Below are 16,814 nucleotides of genomic sequence, written 5' to 3' on the forward strand. Positions count from 1 at the left end.
CACATCGGTATGTACGATTTTATTATTATAGGCGGAGGCTTAGCAGGTGTTACTTTTGCTAACTTTTTGGAAAAACACGGCAAGAGCTTTTGTTTGATAGCCGACCGCTCACAAGTAGCTAGTTTGATTGCGGGAGGAGTGTATAATCCGGTAGTTTTAAAGCGATTTACTCCCATATGGCGAGCCGAAGAAGTAATGAATATGATTGAGCCGTTTTATACTGAAATAGAGGCTAAAACGGGTGTTTCTTTTCATATATCAATGCCTGTGCTCCGAAAGTTTGCTTCGGTAGAAGAACAAAACAACTGGTTCACTGCTGCTGACCAACCTTTGCTTTCGGGTTACCTCAGCACTGCATTAGTGCCCGAAACCAATCCCGCAGTACCAGCTCCTTTTCTTTTTGGAGAAGTAATGCGTACAGGGAGAGTGGAAGTGAAGAAGTACTTATCGGAATGCCTTAAACGTTGGCAGGAAGAAGGAGTTTATCACACTAAGACTTTCGATTATGAAGCACTTGATATTTGCAATACACACGTGGTATATCGGGGAGTGGAAGCCCGCAATATAGTGTTTTGTGAGGGCTGTGGCATTAATAAAAATCCTTATTTCAGTTCTTTGCCAATGCGCCCTTGTAAAGGTGAGACCCTTACCTTTTACGCTCCCGATTTACAGTTGCACACTATCCTAAAAAGTGATGGTAGTATCATTCCGTTAGGGGGAGATACTTATATTATGGGAGCAACTTATGACCCCGAAGACCTTACAGATACCATTACAGAGGGAGCTCGCACAGAACTATTAGAGAAACTGCGCAAGATGGTGCGTTGTTCTTTTGAAATTATCTCCCACCAAGCGGCTTTACGCCCCACGGTAGCTGATAGGCGACCTTTAATAGGAAGCCACCCGTTGTATCCTCATCTTTGGGTACTGAACGGCTTAGGGACAAGGGGAGTGCTCAATGCACCCTTCTGTGCTAAGACACTTTATGAAGCGGTGTACGAAGAGAAAGAGATTCCTAAAGAGATGAACATAGCGCGTTTCGCTAAACGACTTAGAAGATAAAAAATAGGGAAGAGTTGCAGAACACAACTCTTCCCTATTTTTTCTTAATACTTAACCTATTTAAAGGTCTTTCCCAATGTCTTTTCGCCAGTAAGCACCTTCAAAATGTATCTTACTGATATTGTCGTAAGAGCGTTGTAAGGCTTCTTTGAAATCATCACCAAGCGAAGTAATGGCGAGTACACGACCGCCAGCGGTGAGGAGTTTGCCGTCCTTCAAAGCAGTGCCTGCGTGATATACAGTGCTACCAACAGCTTTTTCAGTACCTGTAATCTCTTTTCCTTTCTCATAATTCTCAGGATATCCACCCGATACCATTACCACCGTAGTAGCGCTCTGCGGGGTTACTTTCAGCTCTTGTGAAGCCAAAGTGCCGTTGTAAAGAGATTGGAAAAGCGGAATGAGGTCGCTTTCTATACGGGGGAGAACAGCTTCGGTTTCGGGGTCTCCCATACGCACATTGTATTCTATCACGTAAGGCTCGCCGTCTACTTTTATGAGTCCGATAAACACAAAACCTTTATATACGATGCCTTCCTTGTGCAATCCTGCAATAGTAGGTTTTACGATGCGCTCTTCAATCTTCTGCATAAAGGCTTCATCGGCGAAAGGCACTGGCGAAACAGCCCCCATACCGCCAGTGTTGAGCCCTGTATCACCTTCGCCTATGCGCTTATAGTCTTTGGCGGTAGGCAATATCTTATAGTCTACTCCATCGGTGAGGACAAAGCAACTGAGCTCAATGCCTTCGAGGAATTCTTCAATCACCACCTTAGTACTTGCTTTCCCAAATTTTTCGTTGATGAGCATACGGCGCAATTCGGCTTGGGCTTCTGTTAAGTTATCTAAGATAACAACTCCTTTACCGGCAGCCAAACCATCGGCTTTCAGTACATAAGGGGTTTTCATCGTGCTGAGGAAAGCACAACCTTCTTTCACTGTATCCTTAGTAAAGCTCGCATATTTAGCTGTGGGAATATGGTGACGTACCATAAACTCTTTGGCGAACTCCTTACTACCTTCAAGAGTAGCGCCTTGCTGTGAGGGACCTATCACTTGCACGTGGGCAAGGGCAGGGTCGGCAGTAAAGAAATCGTACACTCCTTGCACTAAGGGGTCTTCGGGACCTACCACTACCATTGCAATCTGTTTTTCGAGTACAAAGGCTTTCAGCGCTGGGAAGTCGGTAGGGCTCATAGCCACATTGGTAGCTACGGTATGGGTACCCCCATTACCAGGGGCGATATACAAGGTGTCGCATAGCGGACTTTGGTGTAATTTTACGGCAAAAGCGTGTTCACGACCGCCAGAGCCTAAGATAAGTATATTCATTTTGTTAATTTGGTGCGAGCCGCACAGGCATATAATCTATCAATTTGTCAATGTGTCGATTTGTCAATTAAATAGCACCGCTACTCATTTGCTAATTTCCTCATTTGCTAATCTTACAATACGGTATGGGTTGCATTTTGTGTTGGTTAGCACGGTTGAGGCGGGTATATATCTCGAATACTTCGCGCTCTCTACCTCTAAATTCCTCAGCTTTTTTGCCTTGCTCAGTTTGGAGCATTGCCCATTCCAGCTCATCGTAAGTAGCTTTCAGTTGGTCTTCATCGCTACGGTCGTCGCCAAAAAGCCCGTCGGAAGGTTTTGCTTTGAGAATGCTTTTTGGGATATGCAGATACTCACCGAGTTTGTACACTTCGCTTTTCATCAGGTCGGCTATGGGGCTGATGTCTACCCCACCATCGCCGTATTTGGTAAAGAACCCTACTCCAAAATCTTCAATCTTATTGCCCGTGCCTACTACTATATAGCCTTCGAGTCCTGCAAAATAGTAAAGGGTCGTCATTCGCAGACGTGCACGAGCGTTGGCAAGTGCCATTTCGTAAGTAGATTTATCGGTAGGGGGTATTTGTGCCACAAATTGGTCGAATACAGGAGTGAGATCTACCCGCAGGTCGCTCACATTAGGATAATGTGCTTTGAGAAACTCTATATGCTCCTCAGCGCGGCTCACGTGGCTTTCAGCTTGGTGAATAGGCATTTCGAGGCAGAGAGTAGGCAAGCCCGTACGCGCACAAAGGGTAGAGACGACTGCCGAGTCTACCCCGCCCGATACGCCTATCACTAACCCTTTTACACGAGCGTTCTCGGCGTAGGTCTTTATCCAATTAATTATTTGAGAAGCTATATTTTCCATTATATTGAAGTGTTTAACTCTTATGGCGACAAAAATACTACATAATTACCAAATCAGCAAATTTATCATTCACCATTAGAAAAGCCTTTCGTCTAAAAGACTCAAATACTCTTTCTCGGTAACGATTACGTGGTCTAAGAGTTTGATGTCTAACATATCACCTGCTGTTTTTACTCTCTGGGTGAGTTCGATATCTTCCTTGCTGGGGGTGATGCTACCCGAAGGGTGGTTGTGCACTAATATCAACGCAATAGCTCCTTGCTCCAACGCTGTTTTGAAGAGCAGTCGAACGTCTACGGTAGTATGGGTAATCCCTCCTGAAAAAAGTCGTGCTTTGTGTATCACACGATTGGTGCTATTGAGGTAGAGTACCCAAAATTCTTCGTGGGGCAACTCGCCTATGAGAGGTTGCATTAGGGTAAAAACGTTATGAGCTACCTCTATTTTAGGCTGTAGTTCGGGAGTTTCGGCAGTGCGTCGCCTACCCATTTCGGTAGCGGCGAGAATGGTAATCGCTTTTGCCTGCCCAATACCTTTGAAGGCTTGTAGTTGTTGCAAGCTCTGTTTGCCCAAAGTCGTCAAGCTATTATTCACCGAAGCCAAAATGCGCCTACTCAGCTCCACAGCACTCTCATCCGCCGACCCCGAGCCTAATAGTATCGCCAAAAGCTCGGCATTACTAAGGGCTGTTTTACCCTGCGAAATCATCTTCTCACGCGGTTTATCGGTATCCGCCCAGTTTTTAATGGTCATAATTTTAGTTATTAGCCGTTATAGTTTGCAACCTGTTTCCTTTTACTCACATACCCAGCTGTGAGCCCTCGCTGGCTTTACCTTAATTATCTATTACTTATCCTATTCGCCAGCCAGCTCACATAAAACAGCTGAAAGCTGTGATAAAGCATTATCGGCAAGAGGAACATCACTTTGTTATCGTCGGGAATACCCAATACCATCATAAATAAACTCCCGTGTACTAACGATTTCTTCGAGCCACAAAAAGTAGTAGTAATCGTATCTTCGCGGTTAAAGTGCAAACGGTGCGATGCCCATTGCAAGAGATAGTATACAATGAAAAACATACCCACCACTGCCACTGCGATAATCGCAAAAGTAATCGGTGGAACACTGCCAAATATACGGTTTACAAAAGCCGTCGAAAAGCTCTCGTAGACAATCAGCAGGATAATAAGCCTATCAAACTTGCCTATCAGTTTGCCGTAACGTTCTATAAACTTCTTGCACAGCGGATTGAGCAAGAGCCCTAATACTATCGGCAACAGCACTTTTAATAATAATTGCTGTATAATTGCTACTTGGTCTACCGCCCCACCACTACTGCTTTCCATAAAAGGGTGCATTAGCATAGGGGTAGCAAAGATTCCTATGAGCCCCGAGATAGAAGCGTTGAAAATCGCTGAGGGCACGTTCCCTTTTGCGATAGACACCATCACTACCGATGACGATACGGTAGACGGCAAGCAAGCCAAAAAGTATATCGAAAGCCACAACACGTAGAACTCTGTGCCCTGTGCTATCTTGTAAAAAGGCATTACCAAGAGCGGAAACAGCACAAAGGTAGCTATTTGTACTAGCAAGTGTAGCTTCCAGTTCTTAACGTCGTTCAGCACTTCTCGCAAGTTCAGTTTCAGTCCGTAGAGCAGGAAGATAATCACAATTCCCCAATCGATAAAGGTTCCTAAATTAAAGTAAGCGTTATAGCCTTCTCGATAAGGAATAAGGTAGCCCATAAGTACCATTAGTACCAAGAGCCACAAAAACGCGTTTTTAACAAAAAATTTGTGTAGGTTTGTCATTTGCTTTCGTTTTAACTATTGTTTTAGTTCCCGTAAAAAACTGATATTTAAACATTTATATACCTTTTCTATACTTATCTTCCAAGATTCGTATAAGCTTTCTATAAGCTTTCTATAAGCTAAGACCACCTTTTCTATACCCTTCCAAGTCTTCTGAACCTTTTCGTTTCTTTTCGTATCTATCTACCAATCTGTTAATTTTCTCATTTTCTCATTTCCTAATTTTCTAATTCTCTCATTTTCTCATTTCCTAATTTTCTCATTTGCTAATTTTCTCATTTTCTCCGCATTTATCAACTATTAAAGCTACTGCACCGTCACCCGTTACATTACAAGCCGTGCCAAAGCTATCCATCGCTATATAAAGTGCAATCATCAGTCCCTGTTGCGCCTCATTAAAACCAAGAATACTGTTCAGCACCCCCAAAGCAGCCATAATAGCCCCTCCTGGTACCCCAGGAGCAGCAATCATCACCACCCCCAGCATCATTATAAAACCAGCAAACAGCGAAAAGTCATAAGGCATTCCTTGAAGCATCATCAGGGCAAGCGCACAAGCCGTAATCTTCATCGTACTGCCCGAAAGGTGAATCGTAGCACAAAGCGGAATCACAAATCCCGCTATCCGTTGCGAAATGCCTAATTTCAGTGCCTGCCTCAACGTTACAGGAATGGTAGCAGCCGACGATTGTGTACCCAAAGCCGTCGCATAAGCCGGTAGCATCGTAGCCAGTGCCTTAAACGGATTCTTCCCTGCAATACTTCCCGCAATCAGGTATTGGATAATGAGCAAAGCAATGTGCATCACAAAAAGAACCAAAATCAGTTTGAAGAACACCTTCATTATTGCCATTACCTGTCCGTTAAAAGTAATTTCAGCAAAAATACACATAATATAAATAGGCAATATCGGTATAATAGCCCTAACGATAAGCCATTTCACAATATCGCCAAACTCTTTAATCACCTCTGTAAGTTTCGATTCTTCTCTAAACGACAACCCAATCCCGATAATAAAAGAAAACAGCAAAGCACTCATCACATCAGCCAAAGGAGGCATCTCAATGGTAAAATAAGGAGGCAAACTCTTTCCTTTATCTACAATGGCGCCCAATTGTTCCCCCTGCAATAGCAAAGGAAAAAGAGATTCGCCCACCAAGTAAGTAGAAAAACCCGAGAAAAGCGTAAAAGCATACGCAATTCCTATGGTAATAAGCAGTAACTTACCTGCATTTTTACCCAAATCACTAATCGAAGGCATAATGAGCCCCATCAAAATCAGCGGTATTGCAAACTTTAAAAAGTTGCTAAACAACACCTGAAAAGTAATAAGAATGCGGTACAACCATTCAGGCGCATAATAGCCCAACGCTATCCCAAACAGGATACCACAAACCACCTTAAACAAAAGATTATTAAAAATATTTTTCATTTTCTAAATATTGAAATTATGCTTAAAATAAATCTACTACAACTATCAGCCTCGTACGACTCACTCTGCCCGTGCGGCTCACACTGCTTGTCGTGCTACGACTTCTGCAGATACTCCCATTTCTTTTGTAGAAAATAATCGGCATATTCACTATAATCACTCGTTTCATAAAAAGAAAGCAAAGCCTTACGGTACGTATTGATATCCTCTAAGCGAGTCGTGTGAATCGGTACGATATCGTCATTCATCAGCACAATACTCTCAACCAAGCGCGAAGTGCGCTTATTGCCGTCAATAAAAGGTTGCAAGCGCGCAATATTGCAATGCAAAAACACCGCTTTCTCTAAAGGATTTTCTATTTCAGCCTGTTCCTCCATTATCTGGTCTAAGGCTTTTTCAATAAGGTGCTCCCCAGTAGGAGGTGTATAATCCGTTCCAGTAATTCGCACAGCGCGTTTGCGGATAATACCCCTCTCGCGGTTATCTATCAAATCAGCAATCAAGCGAGAGTGTAGCTCAAAAAGCAATCGTTTGTTAATCTCTTCGGTATTCCCTTTTTTGATATACTCTACTTCCGAAATAAAAGTGTTGTAAAGGTTTTTGAGCATTTTAGCCTCTTCATAGCGTCTGGGTGAAGTAATACCATCTTTCAAGAGCGTTTCCGTCTCCACAAAAGTATAAGTATTACCTTCTATCTTCCCAGAGTAAAACGACCATATTACCGCCAAGTCTTGTATTTCCGAAGAATACAACTCACTTAGGGGTGAAAAATGATTATGCTCCAAAATACGAGCTGCCAACGCTTGCTGTTCTGTTGTAAAGATGTGTTTCATTAAACTTTTAGGTTTTACGTGGCAAATATACAATATTTTCACCTTCCTTTGCTAAAACAAGTTCTGAAATTCAATAAGAAAAAGAAAATCCAAACCCTATATCTGTTGATAATCAATATTATAAAATCCTACAATAAAATATTTTTCTAAAAAAGAATTACAAAGATTTGTCCCTTTTTAAAAAAGTCCCTACATTTGCACAATATTTAGGTTTCTGCCCATAGGTCTCATATTTCAGACCTCAGCTTCTAAAACCATAACACCTACAACCTATGGCTTAATGCCTGTGGTCTAAACAACTAAAAATAAAATAGAATGTTACAAAAAGGAAAAGTAGCACAAGTAATTGGACCAGTAGTCGATGTAGAGTTCGCTTCTGATAATGAACTCCCACGCATTTATGATTCCTTAGAAATCACAAGACCCGACGGTACCAAACTCATATTAGAAGTACAATCGCATATAGGCGAAGACGTGGTGCGCGCCATTTCTATGGACTCCACCGAAGGACTTAGCCGCGACACCGAAGTGATTGCCACAGGCAGTCCTATCAAAATGCCTGTAGGGCACGACATCTACGGTCGCCTCTTCAACGTAATTGGTGACGGCGTCGACGGACTCGGCAACCTGCCCAAAGACGGCGACAACGGCTTGCCTATTCACCGCGAAGCTCCCAAGTTCGAAGAACTCTCCACCACTACCGAAGTACTCTTCACCGGTATCAAAGTAATCGACCTTATCGAACCTTATGCCAAAGGAGGTAAAATCGGTCTCTTTGGCGGTGCGGGTGTAGGTAAAACGGTGCTCATTCAAGAATTGATTAATAACATCGCCAAAGGGCACGGCGGTCTATCAGTATTCGCCGGTGTAGGCGAACGCACCCGTGAAGGAAACGACCTGCTACGCGAGATGCTCGAATCGGGCATTATCAAATATGGCGAAGGCTTTATGGAATCGATGGAAAAAGGCGGTTGGGATTTGAGTAAAGTAGACCGCAAGGCACTTAAAGAATCAAAAGCAACCTTCGTTTTCGGGCAAATGAACGAACCTCCTGGAGCACGTGCGCGTGTAGCCCTCTCAGGGCTCACCATTGCCGAGTACTTCCGCGATGGCGCTGGCGAAGGGCACGGTAAAGACGTGCTTTTCTTCGTCGATAATATCTTCCGTTTCACTCAAGCAGGTTCTGAGGTATCCGCTCTTTTAGGACGTATGCCATCAGCGGTGGGTTACCAACCTACGTTGGCTACCGAAATGGGTGCGATGCAAGAGCGCATCACCTCTACTAAGCACGGTTCTATCACCTCAGTACAAGCGGTATATGTACCTGCCGACGACCTTACTGACCCCGCTCCGGCAACTACCTTTGCCCACCTCGATGCTACAACTGTATTGTCGCGTAAAATCGCCGAGCTCGGTATCTACCCTGCGGTAGACCCTCTCGATTCTACTTCGCGTATCCTTACCCCCGAAATTTTGGGTAAAGAGCACTACGAGTGCGCACAACGCGTGAAAGAGCTCTTACAACGTTACAAACAATTGCAAGACATTATCGCTATCCTCGGTATGGAAGAACTTTCAGAAGACGATAAAGTAGCCGTTGCTCGTGCACGTCGCGTACAACGCTTCTTGTCACAGCCTTTCCACGTAGCCGAGCAGTTTACCGGATTACCAGGAGCTTATGTAGATATCAAAGATACTATCAAAGGCTTTAATATGATTCTCGACGGCGAACTCGACCACCTTCCAGAAGCTGCCTTCAACCTTAAAGGCACCATCGAAGAAGTAATCGAAGCAGGTGAAAAAATGCTTGCCGAAGCACAAGCTAGTTAATAAGAAAATTAGCTAATGTTAAATAACAACAAAAAAGCCCGTATGGCTCGCTCTTATGTTAGTAGAAATCTTTACTCCTGAAGCCCTTTTGTTTAAAGGTGAAGTAACCTCGGTGAAGGTGCCTGGGGCTAAAGGACCATTTGTAATATTAAATCACCACGCCCCTATCATCTCATTGCTTACGGAAGGCGAGGTAAAGCTCTTTGAGGGCAAAAAAGAACTGCAACATTTTACTATTACAGGAGGCACTTTGGAATGCAACCAAAACAAAGTAGTGATTTTAGCAGACTAAAAGAAAGGTTTTTTTTTATTTCATCGTAATTAAAAAATTAAATGTAAATAACCGACTCTTGTAAATAAAGCAGTCGGTTATTTGTTTTTTGCTTTTCTGAAAAGAATGTTATATCTTTGCATTGTCAAATCTATAATCAAATACGTTTATTAAAATAATAAATATAACATAACTTTCTTGTCTCTTAACTAAGTATTTTTATGAGCCCACAAGGGGTAAAATGATTGATAAACAAATAAACCCTATGGAATCACAGTTTCTTATATACCAAAATCAAGAAGGGAATATCAAGATAGACGTACGCTTTCAAGATGAAACGATATGGCTTTCACAAGCCGAAATGTCTGTTCTTTTTAGTAAAGACAAACGTACTATAAGTGAACATATTTCCAACATCTTTAAAGAAGGAGAGTTAGATGAAAATTCAGTTATCCGGAATTTCCGGACAACTGCTACTGATGGAAAAGAATATTGGGTAAAATATTACAATCTCGATGTGATCATCTCAGTAGGTTATCGAGTAAAATCACAACAAGCCCATAGAGAAATCTGCTCAAGAGTATGAAAAATACCAAAATAAGCAACGCCAAATAGAACGTGAAAACAGCCTTAAAGAATTAGAGGACGACCTGAAACAATTAACAAATTAATCCTTTCTTCCTTAATCTAAAAAACAGTGATTTCAAAAAATACCATAGATAAAGTATACGACCAAATGCGGGTGGAGGAAGTCATCGGCGACTTCGTCCAACTGAAACGTGCAGGCTCTAATTACAAAGGATTGAGTCCGTTCTCCAACGAGCGGACACCTAGCTTTATGGTCTCGCCCGTTAAGCAAATATGGAAAGATTTCAGTAGTGGTAAAGGCGGGAATGCTATTGCCTTCTTAATGGAGCACGAGCACTTCACCTACCCCGAAGCCATTCGCTATTTAGCTAAAAAATATCATATAGAGATTGAAGAAACGCAGCAATCTTCTGAAGAAAAAGCACAAGCCGATGAGCGCGAGAGCCTCTATATCGTCTCAGAATACGCCCAACAATATTTTCAGGATACCCTCTTCAATACCGAAGCCGGTAAGGCTATCGGTATGACCTATTTCAAAGAGCGCGGTTTTACTGAGGAAACAATCCAAAAATTCCGCTTAGGCTTCTCCCCCGATGAGTGGACAGCCTTCACCGATAACGCCCTTGCCAAAGGCTATCAGTTGGAGTTCTTAGAAAAAACGGGGCTCACCATCGTCAATGGCGACCGTAAGTTCGACCGCTTCAAAGGGCGCGTAATGTTCCCCATTCACTCTATGAGCGGACGCGTATTGGGCTTCGGAGGGCGCATCCTCACCAACGATAAGAAACAAGCCAAATACCTCAACTCTCCCGAAAGTGAGATTTACCATAAAAGCAAAGTGCTGTATGGCATCTTCTTTGCCAAACAAGCCATTGCCAAAGCCGATAACTGCTATTTGGTTGAAGGCTATACCGATGTGATTCAAATGCACCAAAAGGGTATCGAAAATGTGGTAGCATCAAGCGGAACAGCACTTACACAAGACCAAATCCGTCTTATTCACCGTCTCACACCCAACATCACGGTGCTGTACGACGGTGATGCCGCTGGTTTACGTGCTTCCATTCGTGGGGTAGACCTCATCTTGGAACAGAGTATGAATGTGAAGGTCTGTACCTTCCCCGAGGGAGACGACCCCGATAGCTTTGCTCGCAAAACTGCCTACGAAGACCTCGTGCTATACCTCGAAAACAACGCCACCGATTTTATTCGCTTCAAAGCCTCCCTCCTAATGGAAGAGGCGCAGAACGACCCTATCAAAAAAGCCGAAACCATACGCGATATGGTAGAGAGTATCTCTAAAATTCCCGACCTTATCAAGCGGGAAGTATATGTGCGCGAGTGCGCTACCATTATGGATATCTCGGAACAAGTGCTCTTCTCTACTTTGGCGCAAATTCTCAAAAAAGACTTTTATGAAGGACAAAAAGTAGAGCGCAAGCAATCTACTATGCAAGTGGTACAAACGCCAGAAGAGACTCAAAAACGCACGATAAACCGTTTGGAGGTGTTAGAGCACGATTTAATAAAGATTCTTCTTTCCAAAGGAAATGAAGACTGTGTTTTCACCGATACTATTCTGGTAGAAGAAGAAAACGGCGACCTCAAAGAAAAACAAGTACAGCAAACCCTCAAAGTTTACGAAAAAGTATTTCTCGAACTTCAAGAAGACGAAATAGAGTTCGCCAACCCCGATTTCAAGCAGATATATGACCAACTAATGACAATGTTCCAAGAAGATGCTTCCTATGATGTGAGTAGGCTTGCAAACGAACTTCCTGTGGAACTCAGTGCTAAGGTATCCGATTTGGAAATGGAAGACGAGTTTAGACATTTAGACAATTGGTTAAAACGAGATATTGTCGCAAAGGAGAAAGACAGAGACCTCAATAGAATTATCTCGGATATCATTCTAAATATTCGTTTGCTATTAATAATGCACCTCATCAACAATTTAGCAGAGAAAACACGTACTGAAATAACAGATGAAGAACGTAAAAGCATTATGGAAGAGGTCATAGGCTATAACCAACTAAAAACAATATTAGGCAAGCGCTTAAATGTGATAGTAAATTATTAAATCTTCACCTTTTGCCATTCTTCATTATTTTTGTACTTTTGCACTTTGTAACGAAAACTATAATATTTAGAAATTATTTGCTTTATGTTACTTGCAATTTACTTTTGCTTGCCAGAAAGACATTCTCTTAGAAGAAAACAGCAAGGAATACCCAAAGCTATTCGTCCGAACAGTCTGACAAGCCCTATAACTAACCTCTTAAGAACTAACGTCTAAAATATATATGAAGCCCATTGAACGAGCAGCACGCCTTTTTGCCGATATCAACGAACTGCTAATTTCCAGCGGTGCCAATACCCGTAGGGTAGAACGCAATGTAGAACGCATTTCTAATGCGCTGAACTACCATTGCGAGAACTTCTATTCGCATTCGGCTATCGTGCTAACAATACAGGACAAAAGCACAGGCGAAAAAGAAACTATCGTGCGTTCTATCCCGCATCACGGAGTGAACTTCAGTGCCATTTCCGATATCAGTATCCTATCGTGGGAGGCTATCGAAAAGAAACTCCCTATTGAGGAAATCGAAGAGCAGGTAGCTACCATCAAGGCGCGTCCGCATTACAATATGTATGTAATGTGGTTTTTTGTATCGATAGCAGGAGGCTCATTAGCCTACGTATTTGGCAAAGAAAACGCAAGTTATGCCGAGTTCGCTATGTCGTTTCTCGCTACTTTATTAGGGTTAGCAGGCAGACGTATTTTGCAGTTGCGCAAGTTCAATGTGTATATCTGTTGGGGTTGGGCTGCTTTCGTATCGGTGGCTGTGATGAGCATCTTCCGCTTGCTTGGCGTACAAGACTATCACAATGCCTTGGCAGCTTGTGTATTGTGGTTAGTGCCTGGGGTACCTCTTATCAATGGCTTTATCGATATGCTCTCAGGCTGTATTGTAGCAGGAATTGCTAAACTCACTCACGCTGCTATTTTAGTGTTTATGATTTCATTAGGTTTTTATTTAGCTTTACTATTATTCGGTTATGAACTTCCTTGATATATTTTTAGGTTTAGCAGAACGCATCTTTTGGTCGATGTGGATTTCTATCGGCTTTGCTTTATTGTTTAACACTCCACGTCGTGCTTTATGGATAACAGGTGTATTAGGCGGTATAGGGTGGGGTATTAAGTTCATTCTATTAGCAACCTTAATGCCCGAACAAATCGTGATTACTTCTTTTCTGGGGGCTTGTGTTGTAGGGCTCTTAGCGGTGTATTTCGCCCACCGTGTACACACACCTCCTATTGTGTTTACCATTCCCGCTGTAATTAATATGATTCCTGGTAAATACGGCTATGAGTTTATGATGAAAATCATACAAATAGTAACCGTTGAAACCCCACAAGACGAAACATTAGATTTACTCTACCAAACCTTCAAACTCGGTTTACAAACAGGCTTTATTACTATGTGCTTAGCCTTTGGGGTGATTGCTCCTATGCTGTTATTTAACACCTATTCGGTAAAAGGTAAAGACCTAAACGACCTCATCAAACGTCGCCTCTTGCGCAAGAAAGCTGAAGGCAATTTACCAAAGGAAGAAGTGGAGAATGAACCGATATAGTTAATTAATAATTGACAATTAAAAATGGAAAATATATTACAAAACATCGCCTTAGTACAACAACGTATTACCAACACTTGTGAGCGGGTAGGTCGCAAGCCGGAGGAAGTAAAACTCCTCTTGGCTACTAAAACGGTAACTCCTGAGCGCATCAAAGTAGCATTAAATGCAGGATATACGCTCATCGCCGAAAACAAAGTGCAAGAGCTCAAAGAGAAGTATGAAGCGCTGAAAGACACCCCACATACCAATCATTTTATAGGTCATTTACAAACAAATAAGATTAAAGATATTTTGCGTTACGAGGTGAGTTGTGTAGAATCGGTAGACCGCCTCGATTTAGCCCAAAAACTCCACAACCGTTTGGAGAGTGAAGGTAAGGAACTCGACATCTTTATTCAGGTGAACACCTCTAACGAAGAAAGCAAGTTTGGTGCCGACCCCTCTGAGGTGCTCAATCTTGTAAAGCAAGTGGCTACAATGCCTACCCTACATATCAAAGGACTGATGACTATCGGTCTGTTTAGTGCCGAAACCGAAAAGGTGCGCGCCTGCTTTAAACTCCTTAAACATCTCCAACAAGAGATTATTGCCCTCAACCTCCCTAATGTAGACCCCCGAGAACTCTCAATGGGAATGAGTGGCGATCTCGAAACCGCTATTGAAGAAGGTGCCACCATCGTGCGCGTTGGTACCGCTATCTTTGGTCAGCGTATCTACCCCGATAGCTACTATTGGAATGAAAAATAGGTTTTAATTATCAGGGGTTAGGTGTCAGAAACATCTGACCCCGTCTACCCTGTGCGACCAGTCAAATAACAATTTTCTTCTTCACCCCATTTACTAATTTCCAAAATTGCTAATCTGCTAATTTATCTCCTGCTTGTCGTGCTACGACTGCCTACGCGACTCGCACTGCCCGTGTGGCTTACACCTTTTACCTAAACTACCTTCCTGATTTCTAACATCTAACACCTAACATCTAAAATATTTCATAAATAAACCTTAAAAAAGTTTTCGCTTTTATTGTTTTTTATATTTTCTTTATTTACTTTTGCCCCACTATTTACTAAATACAGTAGTTAATAGGAGAAATAAGTAATTTCTAACAACTAATTCCCTTCTCCTATTCCCTATTTTCTAAAATAATAAATAACTAAAAATAATGGAACACCAAAATCAACAAAACAAAAGTTACGCATTACCCATTGCGATGATGTTCGCCTTATTCTTTATGATATCATTCGTAACGGGCTTACAAAACCCTTTCGGGGTAATTGTAAAAAACCAATTTATGGCAAGCAACCTCGAATCACAATTGGGGAACTTAGCCAACTTTATCGCTTATGCCTTTATGGGGATTCCCGCAGGGCTAATGCTACAACGCATCGGTTATAAGAAAACTGCTTTAACAGCTATTGCCGTAGGCTTCGTTGGCGTTTGTATTACTTTCCTTTCAGGTAATATGGGTAGCTTTGGAGTATACCTCACTGGGGCATTTATCTCAGGCTTCTCTATGTGTATGCTGAACGTGGTAGTAAACCCAATGCTCAACACCCTCGGGGGTGGTGGCAAACGCGGTAACCAACTCTTGCAATTCGGAGGCGCTATCAACTCTATCGGGGCAACTATCGTGCCCGTATTAGTAGGGTACCTCATCGGTACTATCAGCGCCGGTACCTCTATTGCCGATGCCAACCCTGCCCTCTTCTTAGCAATGGGTATCTTCGCTTTGGCATTTATTGTACTTGCCCTAATGCAAATACCCGAACCTCACGCAGCGGTAAAACAAAAAGATGTAACCGATAAACACAGTCCACTATCTTTCCGTCACTTTATATTAGGAGCGATAGCTATCTTCCTTTACGTAGGGATTGAAGTAGGAATTCCCAACATCGCAAACCTTTTTATGACCAGTAGTCCAGAAATGAACGGCTTAGCAATAGATACCACTATTGCAGGTTCAGTAGTAGGTACCTATTGGTTCCTGATGTTCATCGGTCGTCTTACCGGAGGTTCATTAGGCGCGAAGTTTTCAAGCAAAGGAATGCTTACTTTTGTATCTTCCTTAGGAATTCTTTTTGTTATCTTAGCTATATTAATACCCGAAACACAAATGGTAAATATGCCTGTGTTCAAATCTGATATCTCTTTTGGGTTAGCCGAAGTGCCAATAAGCATAATGTTCCTCATTCTTTGTGGCTTGTGTACCTCAGTAATGTGGGGAGGTATTTTTAACCTCGCTACCGAAGGTTTGGGTAAATATACAGCCGCTGCCTCAGGTATCTTTATGGCGATGGTATGCGGGGGTGGTATTTTGCCAGCTATCCAAGGTTGGGCTGCCGATGCTTTTGGTTATATCCAAAGTTACTGGGTAATAGTATTAGCATTGCTATTCCTCTTGTATTATGCCCTCGTAGGTAGTAAAAATGTAAATACCGATATCAACGTAGATTAATAATCAAATTTCCCTAAGTTAGAAGAAAGACTGCTTCCACTTTTAGTGGGGCAGTCTTTCCTATTTTCTCTCCTAAAATTTCTTTTAAGCTTCTCTCATACAGCAAATTTTCCCTTCGTTCTATCTTCACTCAAAGCCCGTCATTCACAATTTGTCATTGATTGAGTATTATTGGCATTTTTAATATTATGGCGTTAAATACGTTTTGTCTTTCCTTGTTACAATACTTTGCCAAAGTTTTAAATTACCTGTGTGGCTCGCACCTTTGGCAAAGTTATACTGTATCTCGTGTTACGACCTCCCATTACCTTCGTGATTCGTCATTCGCCCCTCGTCATTTCTTTCCTTCTCCGTCACTACATTCCCCTTCTTGAAGGTAGCCAGCGACAGCTGGGTATGTGCCCCGCGAGAGCGGAGTATGTGAGAAGGGGAAGGTTTGTCTCCTTTTCTAGCTTGTCCCCCTTCGGGGGTTCGGGGGCTTATCGAATAAATGACTTGCCACATTCCCCCTTTTTCGTCATTCGTCATTCGTCATTCTCTCCCTTTTTCGTCATGCTCCCTCCTATTGCCTATGGCCTAAGGCCTAGTGCCTATTCCTCTTTCTTTCGCCTCGAAACCCCATTTTTGGCATTTTTGGCATTGTTGTATTATATTATGAATCAACTTTTTATATGCCCT

At 42.4% G+C, this 16,814-nt stretch carries 15 protein-coding genes and 1 pseudogene; 9 read left to right on the forward strand and 7 right to left on the reverse strand.

The genetic code is table 11. The annotated features are described in order from the left end of the window. Positions 1 to 9: 9 nt before the first annotated feature. Positions 10 to 1,062, forward strand: coding sequence for an NAD(P)/FAD-dependent oxidoreductase (locus HMPREF1321_RS04065; RefSeq protein ID WP_009421448.1), 1,053 nt, complete (start codon positions 10 to 12; stop codon positions 1,060 to 1,062). A 60-nt stretch (positions 1,063 to 1,122) separates the two neighbouring features. On the opposite strand, the gene purD is transcribed toward HMPREF1321_RS04065, so the two are convergent. The 6 genes from purD to HMPREF1321_RS04095 all read right to left on the reverse strand — a co-directional run bounded on the left by purD (position 1,123) and on the right by HMPREF1321_RS04095 (position 7,347). Beyond that, positions 1,123 to 2,394, reverse strand: coding sequence for a phosphoribosylamine--glycine ligase (purD, locus tag HMPREF1321_RS04070; protein WP_009421423.1), 1,272 nt, complete (start codon positions 2,392 to 2,394; stop codon positions 1,123 to 1,125). 100 nt (positions 2,395 to 2,494) lie between these two features. Continuing rightward, the gene (nadE, locus tag HMPREF1321_RS04075; protein WP_009421425.1) at positions 2,495 to 3,265 is read right to left on the reverse strand and encodes an NAD(+) synthase; all 771 of its coding nucleotides are present in this window, start codon (positions 3,263 to 3,265) and stop codon (positions 2,495 to 2,497) included. A gap of 75 nt (positions 3,266 to 3,340) precedes the next feature. Further along, entirely contained in the window at positions 3,341 to 4,018 is a 678-nt protein-coding gene (gene radC / locus HMPREF1321_RS04080) for a RadC family protein (protein WP_009421457.1), read from the reverse strand. Between the two features lie 86 nt (positions 4,019 to 4,104). Beyond that, positions 4,105 to 5,082: a bile acid:sodium symporter family protein gene (locus HMPREF1321_RS04085; protein ID WP_009421472.1), complete on the reverse strand. Its 978-nt coding sequence runs from the start codon at positions 5,080 to 5,082 to the stop codon at positions 4,105 to 4,107. Positions 5,083 to 5,341: 259 nt separating this feature from the next. Beyond that, positions 5,342 to 6,514, reverse strand: a complete 1,173-nt coding sequence (locus HMPREF1321_RS04090; protein WP_009421478.1) for a dicarboxylate/amino acid:cation symporter — start codon at positions 6,512 to 6,514, stop codon at positions 5,342 to 5,344. A 95-nt stretch (positions 6,515 to 6,609) separates the two neighbouring features. Continuing rightward, complete coding sequence (locus tag HMPREF1321_RS04095) at positions 6,610 to 7,347, reverse strand: Fic family protein (protein WP_009421463.1); 738 nt, start codon at positions 7,345 to 7,347, stop codon at positions 6,610 to 6,612. Positions 7,348 to 7,662: 315 nt separating this feature from the next. Between HMPREF1321_RS04095 and atpD the strand changes: the two genes are divergently transcribed. From atpD to HMPREF1321_RS04135, 8 genes and pseudogenes are all read left to right on the forward strand, one after another. Further along, positions 7,663 to 9,177: a F0F1 ATP synthase subunit beta gene (gene atpD / locus HMPREF1321_RS04100; protein WP_002674457.1), complete on the forward strand. Its 1,515-nt coding sequence runs from the start codon at positions 7,663 to 7,665 to the stop codon at positions 9,175 to 9,177. Positions 9,178 to 9,232: 55 nt separating this feature from the next. After that, a complete protein-coding gene (gene atpC / locus HMPREF1321_RS04105; protein WP_002675806.1) occupies positions 9,233 to 9,469 on the forward strand; it encodes an ATP synthase F1 subunit epsilon in 237 nt (78 codons plus the stop codon). A 220-nt stretch (positions 9,470 to 9,689) separates the two neighbouring features. Further along, positions 9,690 to 10,004 (forward strand): annotated as a pseudogene (gene rhuM, locus HMPREF1321_RS04110) (RhuM family protein); the annotation flags it as partial. A 141-nt stretch (positions 10,005 to 10,145) separates the two neighbouring features. Further along, positions 10,146 to 12,116 carry a DNA primase gene (dnaG, locus tag HMPREF1321_RS04115; protein WP_009421430.1) on the forward strand — a complete coding sequence of 657 codons (1,971 nt, stop codon included), beginning with the start codon at positions 10,146 to 10,148 and terminating at the stop codon, positions 12,114 to 12,116. Between the two features lie 223 nt (positions 12,117 to 12,339). After that, the gene (locus HMPREF1321_RS04120) at positions 12,340 to 13,110 is read left to right on the forward strand and encodes a threonine/serine exporter ThrE family protein (protein ID WP_002674442.1); all 771 of its coding nucleotides are present in this window, start codon (positions 12,340 to 12,342) and stop codon (positions 13,108 to 13,110) included. Beyond that, positions 13,097 to 13,678, forward strand: coding sequence for a threonine/serine exporter family protein (locus HMPREF1321_RS04125; protein WP_002674440.1), 582 nt, complete (start codon positions 13,097 to 13,099; stop codon positions 13,676 to 13,678). The genes HMPREF1321_RS04120 and HMPREF1321_RS04125 overlap by 14 nt, the downstream gene beginning before the upstream one ends. Positions 13,679 to 13,702: 24 nt before the next feature. Next, the gene (locus tag HMPREF1321_RS04130) at positions 13,703 to 14,428 is read left to right on the forward strand and encodes a YggS family pyridoxal phosphate-dependent enzyme (RefSeq protein WP_009421435.1); all 726 of its coding nucleotides are present in this window, start codon (positions 13,703 to 13,705) and stop codon (positions 14,426 to 14,428) included. Positions 14,429 to 14,843: 415 nt separating this feature from the next. Continuing rightward, entirely contained in the window at positions 14,844 to 16,136 is a 1,293-nt protein-coding gene (locus HMPREF1321_RS04135) for an MFS transporter (protein ID WP_009411503.1), read from the forward strand. A gap of 291 nt (positions 16,137 to 16,427) precedes the next feature. Here HMPREF1321_RS04135 and HMPREF1321_RS11500 read toward each other — a convergent pair whose 3' ends face one another. Further along, positions 16,428 to 16,640, reverse strand: coding sequence for a phosphinothricin acetyltransferase (locus tag HMPREF1321_RS11500; protein WP_083832723.1), 213 nt, complete (start codon positions 16,638 to 16,640; stop codon positions 16,428 to 16,430). Positions 16,641 to 16,814 lie beyond the last annotated feature (174 nt).

Source organism: Capnocytophaga sp. oral taxon 412 str. F0487 (genome assembly GCF_000271925.1).
GTDB lineage: Bacteria > Bacteroidota > Bacteroidia > Flavobacteriales > Flavobacteriaceae > Capnocytophaga > Capnocytophaga ochracea.